24 protein-coding genes are annotated in these 22092 nt (G+C 70.7%); 15 read left to right on the top strand and 9 right to left on the bottom strand.

The genetic code is table 11. The annotated features are described in order from the left end of the window. Positions 1 to 3: 3 nt before the first annotated feature. The 6 genes from GGQ83_RS10275 (at position 4) to GGQ83_RS10300 (ending at position 5658) form a co-directional block, all read left to right on the top strand. Positions 4 to 789 carry an SDR family NAD(P)-dependent oxidoreductase gene (locus GGQ83_RS10275; RefSeq protein ID WP_184383721.1) on the top strand — a complete coding sequence of 262 codons (786 nt, stop codon included), beginning with the start codon at positions 4 to 6 and terminating at the stop codon, positions 787 to 789. A gap of 142 nt (positions 790 to 931) precedes the next feature. Then, the gene (locus tag GGQ83_RS10280; protein WP_242535051.1) at positions 932 to 2293 is read left to right on the top strand and encodes a CmpA/NrtA family ABC transporter substrate-binding protein; all 1362 of its coding nucleotides are present in this window, start codon (positions 932 to 934) and stop codon (positions 2291 to 2293) included. Positions 2294 to 2296: 3 nt separating this feature from the next. Then, positions 2297 to 3148 carry a nitrate ABC transporter permease gene (ntrB, locus tag GGQ83_RS10285; protein WP_184383722.1) on the top strand — a complete coding sequence of 284 codons (852 nt, stop codon included), beginning with the start codon at positions 2297 to 2299 and terminating at the stop codon, positions 3146 to 3148. Next, the gene (locus tag GGQ83_RS10290) at positions 3145 to 4005 is read left to right on the top strand and encodes an ABC transporter ATP-binding protein (protein WP_242535052.1); all 861 of its coding nucleotides are present in this window, start codon (positions 3145 to 3147) and stop codon (positions 4003 to 4005) included. Before ntrB ends, GGQ83_RS10290 begins: the two co-directional genes overlap by 4 nt. A 285-nt stretch (positions 4006 to 4290) precedes the next feature. Beyond that, on the top strand, positions 4291 to 4773 hold the full coding sequence (cynS, locus tag GGQ83_RS10295) for a cyanase (protein WP_184383723.1): 483 nt from the start codon (positions 4291 to 4293) through the stop codon (positions 4771 to 4773). Positions 4774 to 4845: 72 nt separating this feature from the next. Continuing rightward, positions 4846 to 5658: an aspartate dehydrogenase gene (locus GGQ83_RS10300; protein WP_184383724.1), complete on the top strand. Its 813-nt coding sequence runs from the start codon at positions 4846 to 4848 to the stop codon at positions 5656 to 5658. 225 nt (positions 5659 to 5883) lie between these two features. On the opposite strand, the gene GGQ83_RS10305 is transcribed toward GGQ83_RS10300, so the two are convergent. The 8 genes from GGQ83_RS10305 to GGQ83_RS10335 form a co-directional block, all read right to left on the bottom strand. Beyond that, the gene (locus GGQ83_RS10305) at positions 5884 to 6402 is read right to left on the bottom strand and encodes a chromate transporter (protein ID WP_184383725.1); all 519 of its coding nucleotides are present in this window, start codon (positions 6400 to 6402) and stop codon (positions 5884 to 5886) included. Beyond that, on the bottom strand, positions 6399 to 6959 hold the full coding sequence (locus GGQ83_RS10310) for a chromate transporter (RefSeq protein WP_184383726.1): 561 nt from the start codon (positions 6957 to 6959) through the stop codon (positions 6399 to 6401). The genes GGQ83_RS10305 and GGQ83_RS10310 overlap by 4 nt, the downstream gene beginning before the upstream one ends. Then, positions 6952 to 8130: a M20 aminoacylase family protein gene (locus GGQ83_RS10315; RefSeq protein WP_184383727.1), complete on the bottom strand. Its 1179-nt coding sequence runs from the start codon at positions 8128 to 8130 to the stop codon at positions 6952 to 6954. The genes GGQ83_RS10310 and GGQ83_RS10315 overlap by 8 nt, the downstream gene beginning before the upstream one ends. Before the next feature lie 24 nt (positions 8131 to 8154). Beyond that, a complete protein-coding gene (locus tag GGQ83_RS10320; RefSeq protein ID WP_242535053.1) occupies positions 8155 to 9012 on the bottom strand; it encodes an SDR family oxidoreductase in 858 nt (285 codons plus the stop codon). Continuing rightward, complete coding sequence (locus tag GGQ83_RS20140; RefSeq protein WP_242535054.1) at positions 8982 to 9311, bottom strand: hypothetical protein; 330 nt, start codon at positions 9309 to 9311, stop codon at positions 8982 to 8984. The genes GGQ83_RS10320 and GGQ83_RS20140 overlap by 31 nt, the downstream gene beginning before the upstream one ends. A gap of 325 nt (positions 9312 to 9636) precedes the next feature. Continuing rightward, a complete protein-coding gene (locus GGQ83_RS10325; protein WP_242535055.1) occupies positions 9637 to 11334 on the bottom strand; it encodes a dihydroxy-acid dehydratase in 1698 nt (565 codons plus the stop codon). A 19-nt stretch (positions 11335 to 11353) separates the two neighbouring features. After that, a complete protein-coding gene (locus GGQ83_RS10330) occupies positions 11354 to 11746 on the bottom strand; it encodes a VOC family protein (RefSeq protein WP_184383730.1) in 393 nt (130 codons plus the stop codon). A gap of 66 nt (positions 11747 to 11812) precedes the next feature. Next, a complete protein-coding gene (locus tag GGQ83_RS10335; RefSeq protein WP_184383731.1) occupies positions 11813 to 12772 on the bottom strand; it encodes a Bug family tripartite tricarboxylate transporter substrate binding protein in 960 nt (319 codons plus the stop codon). Between the two features lie 181 nt (positions 12773 to 12953). Here GGQ83_RS10335 and rplM point away from each other — a divergent pair, with 181 nt between their 5' ends. The 6 genes from rplM (at position 12954) to GGQ83_RS10365 (ending at position 16822) form a co-directional block, all read left to right on the top strand. After that, positions 12954 to 13439, top strand: coding sequence for a 50S ribosomal protein L13 (rplM, locus tag GGQ83_RS10340; RefSeq protein ID WP_184383732.1), 486 nt, complete (start codon positions 12954 to 12956; stop codon positions 13437 to 13439). Positions 13440 to 13444: 5 nt separating this feature from the next. After that, a complete protein-coding gene (gene rpsI / locus GGQ83_RS10345) occupies positions 13445 to 13945 on the top strand; it encodes a 30S ribosomal protein S9 (protein WP_184383733.1) in 501 nt (166 codons plus the stop codon). 141 nt (positions 13946 to 14086) lie between these two features. Further along, a complete protein-coding gene (gene argC / locus GGQ83_RS10350) occupies positions 14087 to 15046 on the top strand; it encodes an N-acetyl-gamma-glutamyl-phosphate reductase (protein ID WP_184383734.1) in 960 nt (319 codons plus the stop codon). A 5-nt stretch (positions 15047 to 15051) separates the two neighbouring features. Beyond that, positions 15052 to 15603, top strand: a complete 552-nt coding sequence (locus tag GGQ83_RS10355) for a gamma carbonic anhydrase family protein (RefSeq protein ID WP_184383735.1) — start codon at positions 15052 to 15054, stop codon at positions 15601 to 15603. Continuing rightward, positions 15600 to 16190 carry a hypothetical protein gene (locus GGQ83_RS10360; protein WP_184383736.1) on the top strand — a complete coding sequence of 197 codons (591 nt, stop codon included), beginning with the start codon at positions 15600 to 15602 and terminating at the stop codon, positions 16188 to 16190. The genes GGQ83_RS10355 and GGQ83_RS10360 overlap by 4 nt, the downstream gene beginning before the upstream one ends. Beyond that, positions 16190 to 16822 carry a hypothetical protein gene (locus GGQ83_RS10365; RefSeq protein WP_184383737.1) on the top strand — a complete coding sequence of 211 codons (633 nt, stop codon included), beginning with the start codon at positions 16190 to 16192 and terminating at the stop codon, positions 16820 to 16822. The genes GGQ83_RS10360 and GGQ83_RS10365 overlap by 1 nt, the downstream gene beginning before the upstream one ends. Before the next feature lie 164 nt (positions 16823 to 16986). Here GGQ83_RS10365 and GGQ83_RS10370 read toward each other — a convergent pair whose 3' ends face one another. Then, entirely contained in the window at positions 16987 to 18789 is a 1803-nt protein-coding gene (locus GGQ83_RS10370) for a PHA/PHB synthase family protein (RefSeq protein WP_184383738.1), read from the bottom strand. A gap of 149 nt (positions 18790 to 18938) precedes the next feature. Here GGQ83_RS10370 and GGQ83_RS10375 point away from each other — a divergent pair, with 149 nt between their 5' ends. The 3 genes from GGQ83_RS10375 to GGQ83_RS10385 all read left to right on the top strand — a co-directional run bounded on the left by GGQ83_RS10375 (position 18939) and on the right by GGQ83_RS10385 (position 22092). Further along, the gene (locus tag GGQ83_RS10375) at positions 18939 to 19463 is read left to right on the top strand and encodes a hypothetical protein (protein ID WP_184383739.1); all 525 of its coding nucleotides are present in this window, start codon (positions 18939 to 18941) and stop codon (positions 19461 to 19463) included. A 110-nt stretch (positions 19464 to 19573) separates the two neighbouring features. Then, positions 19574 to 20803, top strand: a complete 1230-nt coding sequence (locus GGQ83_RS10380) for an LL-diaminopimelate aminotransferase (protein WP_184383740.1) — start codon at positions 19574 to 19576, stop codon at positions 20801 to 20803. Next, positions 20800 to 22092: a homoserine dehydrogenase gene (locus GGQ83_RS10385; protein WP_184383741.1), complete on the top strand. Its 1293-nt coding sequence runs from the start codon at positions 20800 to 20802 to the stop codon at positions 22090 to 22092. Before GGQ83_RS10380 ends, GGQ83_RS10385 begins: the two co-directional genes overlap by 4 nt.

The raw sequence follows: 22092 nt of genomic DNA on the forward strand, positions 1-22092 counted from the left end.
GCCATGCAGATTTCCATCGAGGGCCGACGCGCGCTCATCACCGGGGGCTCGAAGGGGCTGGGGCTGGCCATGGGCCTCGCCTTCGCCCGCGCGGGCGGGCATGTCGCGCTGGTGGCCCGCGGCGCCGAGGCTCTGGCCGCCGCCAAGGCCGAGATCGAGGCCGCCGCCCCCACCGCGAAGGTGGCCGCCATCGCCGGCGACATCCGCCAGGCCAGCGAATGCGTGCGCCTGCACGCCGAGGCCGAGGCCGCCATCGGGCCCATCGACATCCTGGTGAACAATGCCGGCACCTCGCAGCGCGGGCCCTTCCTCGATATCAGCGACGCGCTCTGGCAGGACGACTTGGACCTGAAGCTGATGGCCGCCGTGCGCTTCTGCCGCGCCGTGCTGCCGGGCATGCGGGCACGCAAATGGGGCCGGATCATCAATGTGCTGAACATCGGGGCCAAGGCGCCGCTGGCCACCTCCACGCCCACCAGCGTCTCGCGCGCGGCGGGCATGGCGCTGACCAAGGCGCTGGCGAATGAATATGCGCCCGACAATATCCTGGTGAACGCCATGCTGGTCGGCATCATCGAGAGCGACCAATGGGTGCGCCGCCACGCGGCCGACAAGCGCAACATCACCTGGGAGGAATGGAAGGAAGAACAGGGCCGCGTCGTGCCGCTGGGCCGAATCGGCAAGCCGGAGGAATTCGCCTCCCTCGCTTTGCTGCTGGCGAGCGAGCAGGGCGGCTACATCACCGGCACCGCCATCAATGTGGATGGGGGTCGCAGCCCGGTGGTGTGAGGGGCCTGGATTGGGCAGGCGTTACCCACTCTGCCCTGAAATGATGCAAAAGGGCGGCAGGGCCCGGAGATTTCGCCCCTGCCGCCCGCTCTAGCGGCATGCACTCGAACCAATCTCATGGAGACCAGCCCAGGGAGTCTCCATGGCCCGCATGTTCCGCCGCGACCCTGTCCTCGATGTCTGCGCCTGCGGGGTGGGCCACCCGGCCGCCTTCGCCTGCGCCCCGGAGGCCCCGCCCGACGGCACGGGCGAGATGGGCCGTGTCGTCAACGAGGCGGCGCTGCGCGCGGCCTTCCCCAATGCGGCAACACGGCGCGGGCTGCTCTCCCTCTTCGGCGCGGGCACGCTGCTGTCGGCGCTGGAGGGCGTGCTGCCGCTGGGGAATGTGCGCGAGGCGCTGGCCCAGGGCACGCCGGCCGCGGCCCCTGAGAAGCGCGACCTCAAGATCGGCTTCATCCCCATCACCTGCGCGACCCCCATCATCATGGCGGATCCGATGGGCTTCTATCGCCGCCATGGGCTGAACGTGGAGGTGATCCGCACCGCGGGCTGGGCCGTGATCCGCGACCGCGCCATCGCGCGTGAATATGACGCGGCGCATATGCTGGCGCCCATGCCGGTGGCGATGTCGCTGGGGGTGGGCGTGGCCAACCCCATCCCGTTTGCCGTCGCCGCGATCGAGAACATCAATGGCCAGGCGATCACGCTGGCCAACAAGCACCGCGACAAGCGCAACCCACGCGACTGGCGCGGCTTCCGCTTCGCCGTGCCCTTCGACTTCTCCATCCACAACTACCTGCTGCGCGCCTATGTGGCGGAGGCGGGGCTCGACCCCGACCGCGACATCCAGATCCGCTCCGTGCCGCCGCCCGAGATGGTGGCCAATCTCCGCGCCGACAACATCGACGGCTTCCTGGGGCCGGACCCCTTCAACCAGCGCGCGGTGTTCGACGGGGTGGGCTTCATCCACATCCTGACGCGCGAGCTGTGGGACGGGCACCCCTGCTGCGCCTTCGCCGTGCCGCGCAGCATGATCACGGACACGCCCAACACCTATGCGGCCCTTCTGCGCGCCATCGTGGAGGCCACGGCCCATTCGAACGACCCCGCCAACCGGGTGGCGGTGGCGCAGGCCATCCATGGGCCCAACTACCTCAACCAGCCGCTGACCGTGGTGCAGCAGGTGCTGACCGGCACCTTCGCCGATGGGCTGGGCGGGGTGCAGCGCGTGCCGCAGCGCATCGGCTTCGACCCCTATCCCTGGCATTCCATGGCCGTCTGGATCCTGACGCAGATGCGCCGCTGGAACCAGTTGCAGCGCGACGTGGACTGGGCGGCGGTGGCCGAGCAGACCTTCCTGGCCCTCGATGCCGGCCGCGCCATGCGCGACCTGGGCCTGACCGTGCCCGAGAGCCCGATGCGCAACGAGACCATCCTCGGCCGCACCTTCGACCCGCGCCAGCCCGAGGCCTATATGGCGAGCTTCGCCATCCGCCGGAACTGAGCCATGGCCGCGAAGGGGGAGGCCTGGCGCGCGGCACTGCTGTCCGCGCTGCTGCTGGCCGTGCTGCTGGGCGCCTGGGAATGGGCGGTGAAGGGCGGCGGTGGGCCGGGTGGCCCGACCGTGGATGCGGAACTGGCGGCACTTCTCAGCCCGGCCGCGGCGGCCGGCGGGCAGACGGCCATGCCCGCGCCGTCGGACATCGGCGCGCGGCTGGTCGAGTTGCTGCGCGACCCCTTCCACCAGCGCGGCACCAATGACCAGGGCATCGGCATCCAGATCGCGTGGTCGCTCTGGCGCGTCATGGCGGGCTTCCTGCTGGCGGCGGCCATCGCCATTCCGCTGGGCTTCGTCATCGGCATGTCGCCGCTGCTGAACGCGGCGCTGAACCCCTTCATCCAGGTGCTGCGCCCGGTCTCGCCCTTGGCCTGGATGCCGCTCGCCCTCTACACGATCAAGGACAGCAACATCTCGTCCATCTTCGTCATCTTCATCTGCTCCATCTGGCCCATGCTGCTGAACACGGCCTTCGGCGTGGCCAGCGTGCGGAAGGAATGGCTGAACGTGGCGCGCACGCTGGAGGCCGGGCGCTGGCGCACCGCCATGCGCGTGATCCTGCCCGCGGCCGCGCCCACCATCCTGACGGGGATGCGCATTTCCATCGGCATCGCCTGGCTGGTGATCGTGGCGGCGGAGATGCTCGTGGGCGGCACGGGCATCGGCTACTGGGTGTGGAACCAGTGGAACAACCTCTCCATCGCCGACATCGTCATCGCCATCCTGATGATCGGGCTGGTGGGGCTCTTGCTGGACCGGGCGCTCGGCCTCGTGGCGCGCGCGGTGGCGTGGCAGGAATGAACGCCATGCCGGGCATGGGCGGGGCCGCGCGCATCGTCAGCATCGAGGGGATCGCGCGGCGCTTCCCGGGGCTGACCGTCTTCCAGGACCTCTGGTTCCATGTGGACAGGGGGGAGTTCGTCTGCCTGGTCGGCCATTCGGGCTGCGGCAAGACGACCATCCTGAACATCCTGGCCGGGCTCGACGTCCCGGATGAGGGCGGCGTGCTGGTGGATGGGCGCGAGATCAGCGGGCCTTCGCTCGACCGCGCGGTGATCTTCCAGGGCCATGCGCTGATGCCCTGGCTCTCGGCGCTGGAGAACGTGGCCTTCGCCGTCTCCTGCCGCAATCCCGGCTGGGACAAGGCACGGGTGCGCGATGCGGCGCGCGCGGCGCTGGCACGCGTGGGGCTGACCCAGGCGGCCGAGCGCAAGCCCGCGCAGCTGTCGGGCGGCATGAAGCAGCGCGTGGGCATCGCGCGCGCCCTGGCCGTGGAGCCCAAGCTGCTGCTGATGGACGAGCCCTTCAGCGCGCTGGATGCGCTGACGCGCGGCACCCTGCAGGAGGAGGTGTCGCGCCTGGTGACGGAGGCCGGGCAGACCGCCTTCATGATCACGCATGACGTGGACGAGGCCATCCTGCTGGCCGACCGCATCCTGCTGATGACCAACGGCCCCGAGGCGCGGGTGGCGGAGGTGGTGCAGAACACGCTGCCGCGCCCGCGGGCGCGCGCCAACCTGCACCACATGCCCGGCTACCACCCGCTGCGGGACCACATCATGGACTTCCTGATCACGCGCAGCCGCACACTGGCGGGCAAGCCGCCCGAGGGCTGGGATTCGCGGCGGCCACCGGTGGTGGTGCCGGCCGAGGCCTGAGGGGGCGCCCTTCCTCCGCACCCTCCGAGGATCCGGCCGCGACGCGGCCGGCGGCGCCCACGGAGCTTCACAACAGGCGCGACCGCCGCGCGCCGCAAGCCAAGCGCGCGCAGCGCGCGCCCGGCGTTTGAGGGCAGAGATCCTCTGTGCACGCCCGGCCACCACCCTCCGAGGATCCGGCCGCAACGCGGCCGGCGGCGCCCACGGAGCTTCACAACAGGCGCGACCGCCGCGCGCCGCAAGCCAAGCGCGCGCAGCGCGCGCCCGGCGTTTGAGGGCACAAACATGACTCGCTCGCAGCTCACGGAGAAAATTCTCGACATCAAGCGGGAGAAGAACTGGACCTGGAAGTATATCTGCGAGGAGATCGGCGGAATGTCGCCCACCCTCATCGTGGGGGCGCTGCTGGGCCAAATGAAGCTCGTGAAGCCGCTGGCCGCCAAGGCCGCCAAGCTCTTCGGCCTGTCGGAGGTCGAGGAACGCATGCTGAACGAAGTGCCTTACCGCGGCACCGCGATGCCCCCCACCGACCCGCTGATCTACCGCTTCTACGAGATGGTGATGGTCAACGGCCCCGCCTGGAAGGCACTGATCGAGGAGGAGTTCGGGGATGGCATCATGTCCGCCATCGACTTCGACTTCCACTTCGAGCGCATGGCCCATGAGAAGGGCGACCGCGTGAAGATCGAGATGACCGGCAAGTTCCTGCCCTACAAATACTACGGCAACGAGCAGGGCATCCCGGCCTACGGCTTCAAGGAGGACTGACCTCCCGCCCTTGCCGGCGCGGCGATGGGCGGGCATCAACCCCGGCGACACATTCGCCGGAGGAACCCGCCCATGTCCCGCACCCTCACCGTCGGCATCGCCGGCCTCGGCGCCATCGGCCTGCACCTCGCCCGCGCGCTGGACGCGGGCGTGGAAGGGCTGAGCCTGCATTCCGTCGCCGCGCGCGACCATGACAAGGCGCGCGCCAACCTCTCGGGCTTCCGCAAGATGCCCGCCATCACGGACCTGGCCGGCCTCGCGGAGGCCGATATCGTGGTGGAAGCGGCCCCCGCCTCCATCTTCGAGGAAGTGGCCAAGGCCGCCATCGCCAAGGGGCGCATCTTCGTGCCCTCCTCCTGCGGGGCGCTGCTGCCGCGGATGCACCTGGTGGAGGAAGCGCGCCGCACCGGCGCTCGGATCATCGTGCCCACCGGCGCGCTGCTGGGCCTTGATGCCGTGCGCGCCGCGGCCGAGGGCGACGTCGCCTCCGTCACCATCGAGACGCGCAAGCCGCCGCGCGGCCTGGTCGGCGCGCCCTATCTCGAACAGCACAAGATCGACGTGCTGGCCGTGACCGATGAGAAGAAGCTCGTCTTCAAGGGCAACGCCTTCGACGCGGCCCAGGGCTTCCCCGCCAACGTCAACGTGGCCGCCGCCCTGGCCCTCGCCGGCATCGGCCCGCGGAAGACCATGATCGAGATCTGGGCCGATCCGCATGTCACCCGCAACACCCACACCATCCGCGTGGAAGCGGCCTCGGCGCGCCTCACCATGACCATCGAGAACGTGCCCAGCGAGGAAAACCCCCGCACCGGCAAGATCACCCCTCTGTCCATCCTGGCCTGCCTGCGCGGCCTGACCAGCACGCTGAAAGTGGGCAGCTGAGGGGGTGCCGCGGGGAGGACGCTGTCCTCCCCACACCCCACCTGCCAAAGGCCATGGCCTTTGGAAACCGTCAGTTTTGGGGTTTGCGGGAGGGGGCGTCACACGCGCGCCCTGGATCAAGGGCACGACATGCCCCCTCCCGAAAACCCCAACAATCGAATGGGTGTCCAGAGGCCCTCGGCCTCTGGCAGGGGGTGCGGGGGACAGCGTCCCCCGCGGCGCACCCTACAGCAGCGCCACGCCCAGCGCGCCGCCGCCGGCCAGCACCCAGAGGGGCGAGTATTTCGTGCGCCACACGAAGACGAAGGAGATGGCGAGGATCACCCAGGTCAGCCATCCGGTCGTGGCGGCGCGGGCGAGGGTGATGCCCGAGGCGCCGATGAGGCCGACGGCGATGGGCACGAGGCCGAACTGCGCGGGCTTGAGCCAGCGCGCGCCGCGCAGGCGGTGGGTGGCGCCGGCCACATACCAGGCGAGGATGGCCGCCGGCATCAGCATGCCCAGCGTCGCCATCGCCAGCCCGCCGATGCCTGCGATGTTCCACCCCATCAGCGAGGCGGCCAGGATGTTGGGGCCGGGCGCGGCCTGGGCCAGGGCGAAGAGCTGGGTGAAGGTCGCGTCGTCCATCCAGCCATGCACCACCACCAGCAGGCGGTGCATCTCGGGCAGCACGGCGGTGGCGCCACCCACGGCGACGAGGGAGAGCGTGGCGAAGGCCAGGAAGATCTGCAGCAGCAGGGTCATTTCGCGGGGGTCTCCCGGTAGGCCCGGCGGATGGAGAGCCAGATGCCGACGGGCGCCAGGCTGAACACGATCAGCAGCAGCGGCAGGCGCAGGAAGGCGGCGGCCACCAGCGCCGCGATGCCGATCGCGATGAGTTCCGGCGGCGGGCGCAAATTCTGCCCCATCTTGAGCGCGGTCGCGATCACCATGCCGGCGGCCGCGGCCGCGATGCCGTGCATGAAGGAAGCGACGCCCGGCGCCTCGGCGAAGTTGTCATAGAGCAAAGCGAGGCCCATCAGCACCGTCAGCGGCCCGATATAGAGGCCCGAGGTGGCCAGCAGCGCGCCCACCAGCCCATGGAAGCGCCGCCCGATCATCACCGAGGCATTGCCCACATTGGGCCCGGGCAGGATCTGCCCCATCCCCAGGATTTCGGCGTATTCGCGCTCGGTCAGCCAGCGGCGTTCCTCGACGATGACGTGGCGCGACCAGGCGGCGACGCCGCCGAAGCCCAGCAGCCCCATCTTCGCATAGCCCAGGAAGAGTTCCGCCCGGGTCGGTGTCCGCGTCTCACTCACGGGGGAGAAGCTGCTCGGCCAGCGTGGCCCAGTAGGAGGCGCCCATGGGCAGGATTTCGTCGTTGAAGTCGTAGAGCGGGTGATGGACGGAAGCGTCGTTCGCGCCGCGCCCGCCGCCCAGCATGAGGTAGCTGCCGGCCTTGGCCTCCAGCATGAAGGCGAAGTCCTCCGCGCCCATGGTGGGCTTGTCCATGTGCTGCACGGCGGCCGCACCCGCGATGGTCTCGGCGGCGCGGACGGCGAGGCGCGTGCTGTCGCCCTCGTTGATGGTGGCGGGGTAGGCACGGCGGAAGACGGGCTCGGCCGTGGCGCCGAGGCTCGCGGCCACCCCGGTCACGATCTCCTTGAAGCGGCGCTCCAGCAGGTCACCCACCTCGGGGAGGAACCAGCGGGCGGTGCCGGTCATCTTCACCACCTCGGGGATGACGTTGCCGGCCTCGCCCGCATGGATGCTGCCGATGGTGATGACGCCCGCATCGGCCGCGTCCATGTTCCGCGCCACGATGGTCTGCAGCGCCTGGATGATGGCGGCCGAGGCCACGATGGGGTCCACGGTCTGGAAGGGCAGGGCGCCATGGCCGCCTTTCCCCGTGACGGTGATCTCCAGCCCCGCCACCGCCGCCATGACCGGCCCCTCGCGCCATAGGAAGGTGCCCGCGGGGGCTCCCGGCCAGTTGTGCAGGCCGAAGACGCGCTCCATGGGGAAGCGGGTGAACAGGCCTTCCTGCACCATGACGCCGCCGCCGCCGCCGCCCTCTTCCGCCGGCTGGAAGATGACATAGACGCTGCCGTCGAAATTGCGGGTCTCGGCCAGGTATTTGGCCGCACCCAGCAGCATGGCGGTGTGCCCGTCATGGCCGCAGGCGTGCATCTTGCCGGGGATGGTGGAGGCGTGCGGCAGGCCTGTCGCCTCATGGATGGGCAGGGCGTCCATGTCGGCGCGCAGGCCGATGGCGCGGCCGGTCGGGCCCTTCGCGCCATGGATCACGCCGACCACGCCGGTCTTGGCGATGCCGGTGATGACCTCGTCACAGCCGAATTCGCGCAGCTTCTCGGCCACGATGCCGCTGGTGCGGACCTCCTCGAAGCCCAGCTCGGGGTGGCGGTGGAAATCCTGGCGCCACTCCGTCATCTCGGGGTGGAACTCGGCGATGCGGTTGAGGACGGGCATGGGGCGAACTCCAACTTTGCCCCATCAAAACGTCTGTTTGAGCCCGGCGGCAAGGGGGCGTGGCGCAATGTCCAGTGTGGCGCGCATGGGCGCGATGTCGAAGGCCTTGTCCTCGGTGAGTCGGCGGATTTCGTCGCGGCCGATGCGCGGCAGGAAGGGCAGGGCGCGGGTGAGGGGGGCGAAGGCCATCAGCGCCCCGGCCGGGATGGGCAAAACGGGGCGGGGTGCCATTCCCGCCGCGCGGGCCACGGCGGCGCAGAAGTCGCGATAGGGCAGGGCTTCGGGCCCCGCGATGACCAGCGCGCCCGCCATGCCGCGCGCGCGCCGCATCGCCGCCAGCAGGCAGGCGGTGACATCGTCCTGATGGATGGGCTGCACCAGCGCCCGCCCGCCCTGCGGCAGGGGCAATACGGGCAGGCGGCGCATCAGGGCGGCCAGGCGCTGCACATTGTCCTCGCCCTCCGCGCCATAGATCATGGTGGGGTGCAGCATGACGCCAGGCCGGCCGGAGGCGAGGAAGGCCGCCTCGCCCGCGCGCACGCCATCGCCATGATCATCCGGCCAGCGCGAGAAGCGGCGGGTCGAGCCCATCAGCACGAAGGCCGCATCCGCCGGCGCCGCGGCCAGGATGGCGGGCGCGTGGCGGGCATGGGCCGTGGAGACCACCACCTCCGCCCCCGCAAGCGCGGCGGCCAGCGCCGCCGGGTCGGTGAGGTCGGCGAGGGAGGGCGTCTCCGGCCCCGTCCACTTCAGGGCGTCGCGCAGCACGGGCCGGAAAGGCAGGCCCGCTTCGCGCAGGGCAGCGGCCAGCGCCCGCCCCGACCGCCCGCTGGCCCCGATGAGGGCGAGCGTCAGCGGGTGCTCCGTGCGGGCAGTTCGCAATCCACCTGGCGGGTGTGGTCCTCGGTGTCGGGCATGTCGCTGATTTGCACCGAGGCCCCGCGCCGGCACAAGGAGGCGGCGAGCAGCATGGGCTGGAACCCCGTGCCCACCACCACCAGCGGGTCGCCGGGGGCGCAGCGATGGGCGGCGATCTGGCGGCGCGCTTCGCTCAGCGCCTCCTCGCCGCTGCGGGGCTGGGCCGTGAACAGCGTCACGGTGCAGGGCTGGAACGGGTCGGCATGGGCCGGCACCGCCGCCAGGCATGGCAGCAGCACGGCCGCGAACAGGTGCCGCGACATGGCAATTTTCCTCCGGGCGCGGGCCGTTCTGCGACCCTGGATGGAGTCGGCAGCCCGTCGCCTGAAGGAAAGCCTAACCCTGGCCTTTGGTTGCCGGCTACGGCGCGCGCGACATGCGTCGCACGCGCTTTCGCCGTGGCTCAGCGTCCCGCAACCGACCGGACGCTCCTTGCCAAGACCGATTCACGGCTCCGGCAGCGCCGGAGCCGATCGGGCGGGCTTTGCCACGCGACCGATTCACGGCCCCGGCTGCGCCGGAGCCGATCGGGCGGGCATTGCCACGCGACCGATTCACGGCCCCGGCTGCGCCGGAGCCGATCGGGCGCTATTGCCCCTCCGGCAGCAGGAAGCGCAGATCGGCCCCCTGCGGCGCCTGCGTCACCTCGCGCCGCACCAGCGCGTCCCAGCCGCGGCGGGGCGCCTCGGGCGGGGTCCAGCGGGCGCGGCGGGCGGCCAGCGTGGCCTCGTCCACCAGCAGGTCCAGGCTGCGCTTCTCGACCGACAGCCGCACGCGGTCGCCGGTTTCCACCAGGGCGAGCGGCCCGCCGGCCACCGCCTCGGGCGCGATGTGCAGCACCACGGTCCCGAAGGCGGTCCCGGACATGCGGCAATCGCTCATCCGCACCATGTCCTTCACGCCCTGGCGGGCCAGCTTCTTCGGGATGGGCAGGTAGCCGGCCTCGGGCATGCCGGCGCTGGACAACGGTCCCGCCCCCTTCAGGATCATGATGTCGCCCGGCTCCACATCCAGCGCGGGGTCGTCAATGCGGGCCGCCAGATCCTCCAGCCCGTCGAAGACCAGGCAGCGCGCCTCGGTCTCGAACAGGGCAGGGGTGGCGGCGGAACGCTTCAGGATGGCGCCCTCCGGCGCCAGCGAACCGTGCAGCGCGACCAGCCCGCCCACCGGCGAGACCGGGTTCTCCCGCGCCTTGATGTAGGTGCGGTCCACATAGGCGGGGCCCGAACCCAGCCGCTCGCCCAGCGTGACACCGTCGAGGTCGGGGCAGTCCAGGTGCAGCAGGTCCCGCAGCTCATGCAGCAGCGCCTTCATGCCGCCGGCGAAGTGGAAATCCTCCATGTAACCCTCGCCGGTGGGCTTGAGGTCCACCAGCACCGGCGTGGTGTCGGAGAGCTCGTTCAGCCGGTGGTAGTCGATCGCCACCCCCGCGCGGCCCGCGATGGCCGCCAGGTGCACCAGCGCATTGGTGGACCCGCCCAGCGCCAGCAGCACGCGCAGCGCGTTCTCGATGGACTGCGGCGTCAGCAGTTCGGTGGGCTTCACGGGCTTGTGGATGAGGCGCACGGCCTGGGCGCCCGCCTCCTCCGCGATGCGAAGCCGGTCGGCATGGACGGCGGGGACGCTCGCCCCCTCCAGCGGCATGAAGCCCAGCACGGCGGCGATGCAGGCCATGGTGCTGGCCGTGCCCATCACGCCGCAGGTGCCGGCGGTGGTGGCGAGTGCCGCCTCCACCTCCTCGATGCGCGCCTCATCCACCTCGCCCGCGCGGTAGCGGGCCCAGTAGCGGCGGCAATCGGTGCAGGCGGCCAGGCGCTCGCCCTGGAAACGGTTGGCGCTCATCGGCCCCGTGACGAGCTGCACGGCCGGCACGCCCGCGCTGGCGGCCGCCATGAGCTGGGCCGGCACGGTCTTGTCGCAGCCCCCCACCAGCACCACCGCATCCATGGGCTGGGCCGAGATCATCGCCTCGGTGTCGAGCGCCATGAGGTTGCGGTAGTGCATGGAGCAGGGGTTCAGGTAGGGCTCGCAGAGGCTGACGGTGGGAAAGCTCAGCGGCAGCCCGCCGGCCATCAGCACGCCGCGCTTCACCGCCTCGATGAGCTCCGGCGCGGTGCGGTGGCAGTTGTTGAGGTCGCTGCCCGTGTCGGCGATGCCCACCACCGGCCGCGCCAGCGCCTCGCGCGAATAGCCCATGGACTTGGCGAAGGAGCGGCGCAAATACAGCGCGAATTCCCGGTCCCCGTAGTTGGCCGCGTTCCGGGCCAGCCCCTTCTTCTCTTCCATGGTCATTCCCTCATGCCCCTCATGCGGGGCGGTGGCACACGCAGCACAGCTTGTTCCCGTCCGGGTCGCGGACATAGGTCCCGTAGTAGTCGGGATGGTAGTGCGGGCGAAGCCCCGGCGGCCCCTCGCAATGCCCACCATGTTCGAGGGCGATGCGGTGGAAGTCGTCCACCGTCGCGCGGTCCTGCGCCTCGAAGGCGGCCATGGCGCCGTTGCCGATGGTGGCGGGCGCGCCGTCGAAGGGCTTCATCAGGTAGAATTGCGGCGTGGCCTCCGGGTGGGTGCCATAGCCGATGAGGCCATGGCCGGGGTCGCTCTCGATCCGCCGCAGCCCCAGCCGGGCCATCAGCGGATCGTAGAAGGCGGCGGCCCGCGCGAGGTCATTGGTGCCGAAGGTGACGTGGCTGAACATGCGGCATCTCCCTTGGGTGGTGTCCCGCAGGTGTAACGCCGCATGGCCTGCCGCGTCTTGCGAAGGTCAGGTCCCAGGCGTGATGCCCGCGCGGCTCATCAATTCGCGGTTCTGCTCCAGCTCGCGGCGGATGCGCGCCACCAGCGCCTCCGGCCCCGGCTCGGCCTTCACCAGGCCGCGGTTTCGCATATGTTCCTGGTTGGCGGGATCGTGGAAGGCATCGCTGACCGCGGTGCCGATGCGGCGGGCGAGGCCAGGCTCCATCCCCGGCGGCCCCTGCACCGAGAACCACCCGCCGCCCGAGAAGCCAGGGAAGCCCATTTCGGCCACCGTCGGCACATTGGGCAGGACGGCGATGCGGTCGGTCATCACCGAGGCCAGCGCCTTCACGCGGCCCGCCTCCACATGGCCGCGCCCAGCCGCGACCAGGATCACCATGCAGTCCACCCGGCCGGAAATCACCTCGGTCAGCGCCGCCGGCGCGCCGTTGAAGGGCACGTGCAGCATGTCGAGATTGGCGCGGCGCAGCAGCTCCAGCATGGTCAGGTGGGCGGAGGTGCCCACCCCCCAGGACGCGTAGCTGAGCTCCCCCGGGCGGCGGCGGGCGGCGTCCATCAGCGCCTCCAGGCTGCCATGGCGGGGGTTGGCCACGATCAGGCTTTCCACCTCGCAGGTCTGGGTCATGTGGGTGAAGTCGTTGACCGGGTCGAAGCCCGGCTCCCGCAGCGCGAGCGGCGCCATGGTGAAGGTGACGACGGTGCCCAGCAGCAGGGTGTGGCCATCGGGCCGGGCGCGGGCCACATGGCGCGCCGCGATGGTGGTGGAGGCGCCGGCCCGGTGCTCCATGATGACGTTGCCGCCCAGACGCGCCACCATCCCGTCCAGCGCGATGCGCCCCACCACGTCCGACGCGCCGCCCGCCGCATAGGGGATGATGAGATGCGTGCCACCCGGCGCCTGGGCGAGGGCGGCGCCGGACAGGCCGAGCAGTGGCGCGGCGAGCGCCGCGCGGCGGGTGATGGACATGCGTGTTTTCTCCGGTGATTCTTTTGGTTGAGACGCAGCCTGCCAAGCCGGGCGGGGGAAATGCAAGGAATTGCCGCGCGCGTCGGTATGATGATACCACGCACGAAAAACCCAGTCCGCGCTTGACCTCGCGCGCCGCCTGGGGCACATGGGCCTCGGTTTTTCAATTCCAGGGTAGATCATGCTCAGCACACAGACCCGCTCGCTGAAGCCGGCGGAGGTCCAGAAGGGCTGGTGGGTGATTGACGCCGACGGCCTCATTCTCGGCCGCCTCGCGTCCATCGTCGCCAACCGGCTTCGCGGCAAGCACAAGCCGCAATTCACCCCGCATGTGGATTGTGGCGACCACGTCGTCATCATCAATGCCGACAAGGTGCGCCTGACCGGCAACAAGGCCGAGCAGGAATTCTTCTACTGGCACACCGGCTATGCCGGTGGCGTGAAGGGCCGCAGCCTGCGCCAGCGCCTCGAGAGCCGCTACCCCGAGCGCGTGGTCGAGAAGGCCGTGGAGCGCATGATCACCCGCGGGCCGCTCGGCCGGAAGCAGATGAAGAACCTGCACATCTACGCCGGCACCGATCATCCCCATGCCGGCCAGTCGCCCGTGGCCCTCGATGTCGCGGCCATGAACCGCAAGAATGTCGCGCCTGGCGCGCAGAAGGCCTGACCCAGATGAGCGAGCAGACCACGGCGAATTCCCTCGCCGACCTCAAGAGCCTCGTCCAGGGCACCCCTGCCGCCGATGGCACCGCCGAGGCCGTGAAGCGCGAGCCGAAGCGTGACGCCCAGGGCCGCGCCTACGCCACCGGCTCCCGCAAGGAGAGCGTGGCGCGCGTCTGGATCAAGCCGGGCAAGGGCGTCATCACCATCAACGACAAGCCGGCGTCGAAGTATTTCGCGCGCCCGGTGCTGCGGATGCTGATCACCCAGCCCTTCCTGGTGGCCGACCGCTATCAGACCTTCGACGTCATCGCGACGGTGGTGGGCGGCGGTCTGTCCGGCCAGGCCGGCGCCGTGCGCCACGGCATCTCCCGCGCGCTGACCAACTATGAGCCGGAACTGCGCGGCATCCTGAAGAAGGCCGGCTTCCTGACGCGCGACCCGCGTGCGGTCGAGCGCAAGAAGTACGGCAAGATGAAGGCGCGACGTTCCTTCCAGTTCAGCAAGCGCTGATCGCCCCTCTACAGACCATGGGGCCCGGCGTCAGTGCCGGCCTTCCTGGCTGTCATACCTTCCGAAAGGGGCGGGCCCACCAGGGTCCGCCCCTTTCTTATTCGCCCCTTCCGGTCCAGACTTGGCGCAGAGGAAAGCCCCATGACCCCCAGCATCTTCATTGACGGCGAGGCCGGCACCACCGGGCTGCAAATCCGCCAGCGTCTGGAATTGCTGTCCAATGTCACGGTCCGTTCCATCGCGCCCGAGCGCCGGAAGGACCCCGAGGCCCGCCGCGCCATGATGGAAGAGGTGGACCTGGTGGTCCTCTGCCTGCCCGATGACGCGGCGCGGGAAAGTGCCGCGCTGGCCGCCTCGCTGGGCGCGCGCGCGCCCAAGCTGCTGGACGCCAGCACCGCCCACCGCGTGGCGGCCGATTGGGAGTATGGCCTGGCCGAACTCTCGCCCGAGCAGCCGGCCCGCATCGCGGCGGCCGCGCGCGTCTCCAACCCGGGCTGCTACCCCACCGGCGCCATCCTGCTGCTGCGGCCATTGGTCGAGGCGGGGCTGATCCCGGCCGACCACCCCATCAGCGTGAACGCCGTCTCGGGCTATTCGGGCGGCGGCAACGCCATGATCGCGGCCTATGAGGCCCGCACGGCGCCGGATTTCGAGCTGTATGGCCTGACGCTGGAGCACAAGCACGTGGCCGAGCTGCAGCTCCATGCCGGGCTGACGCGCCGGCCCATCTTCGTGCCCTCGGTCGGGGATTTCCGCCAGGGCATGATCGACAGCATCCCGCTCCATCTCGACCTGCTGCCCGGCCGCCCGGACCCCGCCGCGCTGGAGGACGCCCTCCGCCTTCGCTATGCCGGCGCCGAGCATGTGCGCGTGGTCCCGGCCGAGGCGGGCGCCAAGCTCGAACCCCAGGCGCTCAACAACACCAATGGCATCGAGCTGCGCGTGCATGGCAACGCCAGGCGCGGCCAGGCGGTGCTGACGGCCCGCTACGACAATTTGGGCAAGGGTGCCTCGGGGGCGGCGGTGCAGAATATCGGATTGATGCTGGGCGTCGCGGTGCAGACCACGCTGCCCGGTGCCACGCAACAGGCAGCGGAGTAACGCGCATGGGTCCTCTCTATCCCTTCGAAGGCAAGCGTCCGCTGGTGCATCCAGAGGCCTGGGTGGCGCCCACCGCGGCCGTGATCGGCGATGTCGAGATCGAGGCCGGCGCCAATATCTGGTATCATTGCGTGCTGCGCGGCGACACGAACGTCATCCGCATCGGGCCGCGCACCAATATCCAGGACGGCACCATCATCCATGTGAATGCCGGACGGCAGTCCACCATCATTGGCGCCGATGTCACGGTGGGCCATGCCGCCATCATCCACGCCTGCAAGCTGGAGGACCGCGCCTTCGTCGGCATGGGCGCCACCGTGCTGGATGACGCGGTGGTGGAGGCGGGCGGCGTGCTGGCCGCGGGGTCGGTGCTGCCGCCGGGCAAGCGCATCGGCGCGCTGGAACTCTGGATGGGCAACCCCGCGAAACTGGTCCGTGTTCTGACGGTCGAGCAGCGGGCGGGTTTCGACACGACGGCGAAGCACTATGTGGAGCTTTCCGGGCGGCACCGTGCCTCGCTCGCCCCCCTCCTGGAACCGGAGATGCACAGCCCATGACCCAGAAGCGCCGCGCCCTGATCATGCTCCTGCCGCTGGCGCTCGCCGCCTGCGCGGGCGTCACACCCCCCGAAACCGCAACCATGCCCAGCAATTATCTGCTCGGCGCGGGCGACCCCACGCGCGGCGCGATCTTCGCCGCCAGCGGCACCTTCGCCCGGCCCGGCCAGCTTCAGGGCCGGCCGGCGGCGGCCGCGCGGGCCCTGGCCAACATGGAATACATCACCGTGGCCCTCCCGCAGGACCAGTTGATGAGCATCCGGCTGGACGGGATGACGGAGCTGCAGCTTCTTGCCGCGCGCCGCGAATGGCGGGCCGCCCTGGGCGTGGCCGAGGCCGCGCCCGCGCAGGGCGTGATCGATGGCCTGCTGGCCGCCTCGGCGGCGCTTTCGGCCAATGAGCCGGGCAGGGCAGGGGCGGCGCTCGCCTCGCCCGCCTTCACCGCCGGGCCCGAGGCCACGCTGGGGCGCCTCGCCGCCCTGCCACCCCTGCCGCAGACGGCCCGCGCCGCCGAGATGGCCCGCTTGTCGCTCGACCGGCAGATCGAGGTGCCCCGCAGTGTCTCAAGCCTGGGCCGCCACCGCTGATGCGCGCGCTGGGCGTCCTTGCCATGGCGGCGCTGCTGGCGGGCTGCGCCGAGGCGCGCCGCCCGGCCGTGCCCGAACCCGCGGCCGAATTGTCGGACGGGCGGGTGGTGACGCCGCTCAGCGCCATCCTGGACCTCGCCGTGGCCGATGCCACCGCGCCCGAGACGGCGCGTGACAACCGCCCGGTCGAGGCCGCGCATGCCGCCGCCCGGCTGGAATGGCTTTCAGGCGAGACGCGGGCGGGCTACCGGCTGGCGAATCTTCCCTCCTCGCACCGCTTTGCCCTGCAACGCGCGGTGGATGAGAGCCGCGCGGCGCTGGCCATCTCGCCCGATGCGACGCCCGAGCAGGTGGTTCAGGCACTGCTGGCCGCCTCGCGCGCTCTGCAGGCCAATGACGCGGCGGCGGTGCAGCAGGCCATGACTTCGCCGGTCTTCCTGCGCGTGCGTCCCGATGCGCTGGCACGTCTGCGCCAGCCGGGACCCCGCCCTGGCGCGGCCCTGGCCCTGCCCGCGCTGCGCGAGGAACTGGAGCGCCAACAGGGCTTCGCCGGACGGGGCCTCGGCGGCCCCGTGGGCGCCGAGCCGGTGGGGGTGTTGAACTGGATGGGGCTGGCCGGCCCGCCGCTCTGACGCGTCCGATCGTCCCGGCGCAGCCGGGGCGTGAATCGGCCGCGCGAAGATTCCACCGCGTCCGATCGTCCCGGTGCAGCCGGGACGTGAATCGGCCGCGCAAAGGTTCCACCGCGTCCGATCGTCCCGGCGCAGCCGGGGCGTGAATCGGCCGCGCAGCCCCTTCAGTCCACCGCCATCACCCGCACATAGCTGCCCGGCGCGGCCTCGATGGGCTTGAGCTGCCCATCCCCCGGCTTGCGCGCGGGCACCTGCGTGTTGTCCATGGCGCTGGCCCAGCGGTGCCAATCCGGCCACCAGCTTCCGGCCAGCTCCGTGGCACCGGCCAGCCAGGCCTCGGGGTCGGGCGGCAGGTCTTCGTTGATCCAGTGGCTGTACTTGCCGGAGTCGGGCGGGTTCACCACGCCGGCGATATGACCGGACGCCGCGAGGACGAAGCGCACCTTGCCGCCATAGATTTGCGTGCCGCGATAGGTGCTCTTCCAGGGCGCGATGTGGTCCTCGCGCGTCGAGATCATGTAGGTCGGCACCTTGATCTTGCGCAGGTCGATCTTGGTGCCCAGCAGTTCCAGCACGTTCGGCTTGATCAGGTCATTCTGCTGGTACATCCGGCGCAGGTAGAAGCTGTGCATCTTCGCCGGCATGCGCGTGCTGTCGTCGTTCCAGTAGAGCAGGTCGAAGGGGAAGGGGTCCTGGCCCATCAGGTAGTTGTTCACCACGAAGGACCAGATCAGGTCGTTGGCGCGCAGCATGTTGAAGGTGGTGGCCATCTCGCGGCCATCCAGGAAGCCGCGCTTGTCCATCTTGCCTTCGAGGGCCGTCAGTTGCTCCTCGTCAATGAAGACGCCGAGTTCGCCCGGCTTCTCGAAATCCGTCAGCGTCACGAAATAGGTGGCGGACTTGATGCGGTTGTCGCGGCGTGCGGCCATGTGGGCGAGGGTGGTCGCCAGCAGCGTGCCGCCCAGGCAATAGCCGATGGCATTCACCTCGCGCTCGCCCGTCGCGGCCTCGATGGCATCCAGCGCGGCCAGCACGCCCTCGCGCATGTAGTCGTCGAAGCCCTTGTCGGCCAGGCTCTCGTCGGGGTTCACCCAGGAGGCGACGAAGACCGTGTGCCCCTGGTCCACCGCCCAGCGGATGAAGCTGTTCTTGGGCCGCAGGTCCAGGATGTAGAACTTGTTGATCCAGGGCGGAAAGATCACCAGCGGGCGCTTCAGCACCGTCTCGGTCGTGGGGTTGTACTGGATCAGCTGCATCAGGTCGTTCTGGAAGACGACCTGGCCCGGGGTGACGGCGATGTTCTCGCCCACGCGGAACTTGCTGTCATCCGTCATGCGGATGCGCAGCTTGCCCTTGCCGCGCTCCAGGTCGGCCAGCAGGTTGGAGAGGCCCTTGAGCAGGTTGGTCCCGCCCGTCTCGGCCGTGCGGCGCAGGACCTCTGGGTTGGTCAGGACGAAGTTCGCGGGGCTCATCGCGTCCACGAATTGCCGCGTGTAGAAATCCACCTTCTGGGCGGTCTTCTCGTCCAGCCCGTCGGCGCTGTTCACCGCCGTGGTGAAATAGCGCGCCGCCAGCAGGTAGGATTGGCGGATGAAGTCGAACACCTCGTTCTCGCGCCAGGCATCGTCCTTGAAGCGCCGGTCGCCCCGGGGCTCCTCGATGACGGGGCCGGGGTCGCCCCCCATCATGCGCCGCGCGGTGTGCGACCAGAGCGTGATGTAGTCCTGCCAGAAGCCGAGCTGCGCCTCCATCAGCTTGGCCGGGTTGGCCATCAGGCGGCTCGTCATCTCCATGAAGGCGCCGCCGATGTTCAGCGGGTCCGGGTTGGCGTCGGTCTCGGCCTGGCGCTTCAGGAAGTCGCCCACGATGCGCTGGCTGCGCTCGGCCACCTCGGCCATGGTGCGGGTGACGAGGCGGGGGTCGGGCAGGCGGAAGTCTGGCATCGGGTCGCCGGGCTTTTCGGTCATTCGAGGTCCTATGGGCGGGGTCCCGTGGCCGGGGCCGTCGTCTTGCCGCGCAGAATAGGCCCTTTCCGAGCGCCGCGCGAGTTTCGCGGTGCATTCCGGCGTGCCGCGATCTGCTTTATCCAGGCAGGAGACGTCGGAGGGGACAACGCGTGCCGCGCCAGACCATGCCTGCCAAAGCCCTGCCGGGGCTCGCCCTGCTGGCGCTGCTGCTGCCCGGCTGCGGCGCGCTGCCCGAGCGCGGCAACCCCCTGTCCCTCTGGCGGGACGCGACGGGGGCGAGCCTGGATGGGCGGCTGCCGCCCCCGGGCCTCGACCAGCCCACGCCCAACCTGGCCAGCGTGCCGCCCGTGCCCAACCGGCCGGATCTGGCCACGCGCAACGCCATCCTGCGCGGGCTGGAGGGCACGCGCGACGCCGCCGCCGCCCCGCTGCCCGAGGGCCGGGACGATGCGCCCCGCGCCGCGGCCGCCTCGCCGGGCAACCCGCCCATCCCCGCCGGCCCGCCGCCCCCGCCACGCCTGGTGCGCGCGCCGGGCGTGCCCTGGGGGCCCGCGCGCGGGGCGGCGCCCGAGCCCGCGCTGCCGCCGCTGCCCCAGCCCGAGCCCGGCGCCCCGCCGCCGCCGCCCACGCCGGAGCTCCTGGCCCCGCCGCCGCCGAACCTGCGGGGCGGATGACGCACTGCCACGACTCCGCTACACCCGCCCCATCATCAACCGCCAATGGTCCGCGCCCGCGGGCCTAGCCCGGCAGGCCCCGCGCCCGCCCGACCGAGGAGTGGCCACCCATGGCCGAGGAATTCCACCGCATCCGCCGCCTGCCGCCCTATGTCTTCGCCGAGGTGAACACGGCCAAGGCCAAGGCCCGGGCCGCCGCGGAGGACATCGTGGACCTCGGCATGGGCAACCCCGACAGCCCCACGCCGCCGCATATCGTGGCCAAGCTGATCGAGGCGGTGCAGGACCCGCGCACGCACCGCTATTCCATGTCCAAGGGCATCCCCGGGCTGCGCAAGGCCCTGGCCGGCTACTATGCCCGCCGCTTCGGCGTGAAGCTGGACCCGGAGACGGAGGTGGTCGCGACGCTGGGCTCCAAGGAGGGGCTGGCGAACCTGGCCCAGGCCATCACCTCTCCGGGCGACACCATCCTGGTGCCGAACCCGTCCTACCCCATCCATCAGTTCGGCTTCATCATCGCCGGCGCCACCGCGCGCTCCATCCCCTACACGCCCGATGACGCGATGCTGGAGGCGATCACCCGCGCGGTGAAGCATTCGGTGCCCAAGCCCACCGCGCTGATCGTGAATTTCCCGTCCAACCCGACGGCGCTGCTGGCGAGCCGCGAATTCTACAAGGAGCTGGTGCGGATCGCGCGGCAGCACGAGTTGTTCATATTGAGCGACCTGGCCTACGCAGAACTCTATTTCGACGAAGCGAACCCGCCGCCTTCCGTTCTGGAAATCCCGGGGGCGATGGATTGCACGGTGGAATTCACCAGCCTCTCCAAGACCTACAACATGCCGGGCTGGCGCATGGGCTTCGCCGCCGGCAACCCGCGGCTGATCTCGGCGCTGGCGCGGGTGAAGTCCTACCTGGACTACGGCGCCTTCACGCCCATCCAGGTGGCGGCGGCGGCGGCGCTCAACGGCCCCCAGGATTGCGTGGCGGAGATGCGGGCGCTGTACCGCGAACGGCGCGACGTGCTGGTGAAGGGGCTGCAACAGGCCGGTTGGGACGTGCCCCCCTGCGAGGGCTCCATGTTCCTCTGGGCGCCCATTCCGGAGCGCTTCCGTGACCTCGGCTCGGTCGGTTTCTCCAAGCTGCTGCTGGAGAAGGCCAAGGTCGCCGTCGCCCCCGGTGTCGGTTTCGGCGAGCATGGCGACGGACATGTCCGCATCGCGCTGGTCGAGAACAGCCAGCGCATCCGCCAGGCGCTGCGCGGCATCCGGACATTTTTGCAGGGGGACAATGTAGGACCCATTGGGGCCGCCCCCGTCGAGGAACAGATCAAGGCATGACGTCCCCCCTCAAACTCGGCGTGGCGGGGCTCGGCACCGTCGGCGCCGGCGTGGTCTCCCTGCTGCGTGCCAATGCGGACCTCATCACCGCCCGCGCGGGCCGGCCCATCGAGGTGGTGGCCGTCTCGGCGCGCGACCGCGGGCGGGACCGTGGCGTGTCGCTGGACGGCCTCGCCTGGCATGACGACCCGGTGGAACTCGCCACCGCGCCCGGGCTGGATGCCGTGGTGGAGGTGATGGGCGGCTCGGAAGGCCCGGCGCGCGCGCTGGTCGAGGCGTCGCTCGCCGCCGGCCGGCCGGTGGTCACCGCCAACAAGGCGCTGCTGGCCACCCACGGCGTGGCGCTGGCGCGGCTGGTGGAGAAGACGGGCGCCACGCTTGCCTATGAGGCCGCGGTGGCCGGAGGCATCCCCGCCATCAAGGCCCTGCGCGAGGGGCTGGCCGCCAACCGCATCACCCGCGTCGCCGGCATCCTGAACGGCACCTGCAACTACATCCTGACCGAGATGCGCGTGAAGGGCCTGCCCTTCGCCACCGTGCTCAAGACCGCGCAGGAACTGGGCTATGCCGAGGCCGACCCGGGCTTCGACATCGACGGCGTGGACGCGGCGCACAAGCTCGCCATCCTGGCCGCACTCGCCTTCGGACGGCCGGTGGACCTGGACGCGCTGCACATCGAGGGCATCCGCCACGTCTCCGCACTCGACATCGCGCTGGCGGGCGAACTTGGCTACCGGATCAAGCTGCTGGGCATCGCCTCGCAGGAGAAGGGCGGCGTCACCGCGCGCGTCCATCCCTGCATGGTGCCGGAAGCAAGCCCGCTCGCGGCCGTGGAGGGCGTGTTCAACGCCGTCCTGGCGGAGGGCGATGCGGTGGGCCGCGTGGTGCTGCAGGGCAGGGGCGCCGGCGCCGGCCCCACGGCCAGCGCCGTGGTGGCGGACATCATTGACCTCGCGCGCGGACGCACGGCCCCGCTCTGGGGCGCGGCGTCCGAGACGCTCGACGCCTCACCCGCCTTGCCCATGGCGGCGCATCGCGGCGCCTACTACCTGCGGCTGATGGTGCTCGACCAGCCGGGCGTCATCGCGGACGTGACGGCGGTGCTGCGCGATGCGCGCATCAGCCTCGAATCCATGCTCCAGCGCGGCCGCGCGCCGGGCGAGGCGGTGCCGGTCGTGCTCGTCACCCATGAATGCGAGGAAGCGCAGATGAGCCAGGCGCTCACCCGCCTCGCTGGCCTTCCCACCGTGGTGGAACCCCCCGCCATGATCCGCATCGAGGCGCTGTGA

This window comes from Roseococcus suduntuyensis (genome assembly GCF_014196305.1).
GTDB classification, from domain to species: Bacteria; Pseudomonadota; Alphaproteobacteria; order Acetobacterales; family Acetobacteraceae; genus Roseococcus; species Roseococcus suduntuyensis.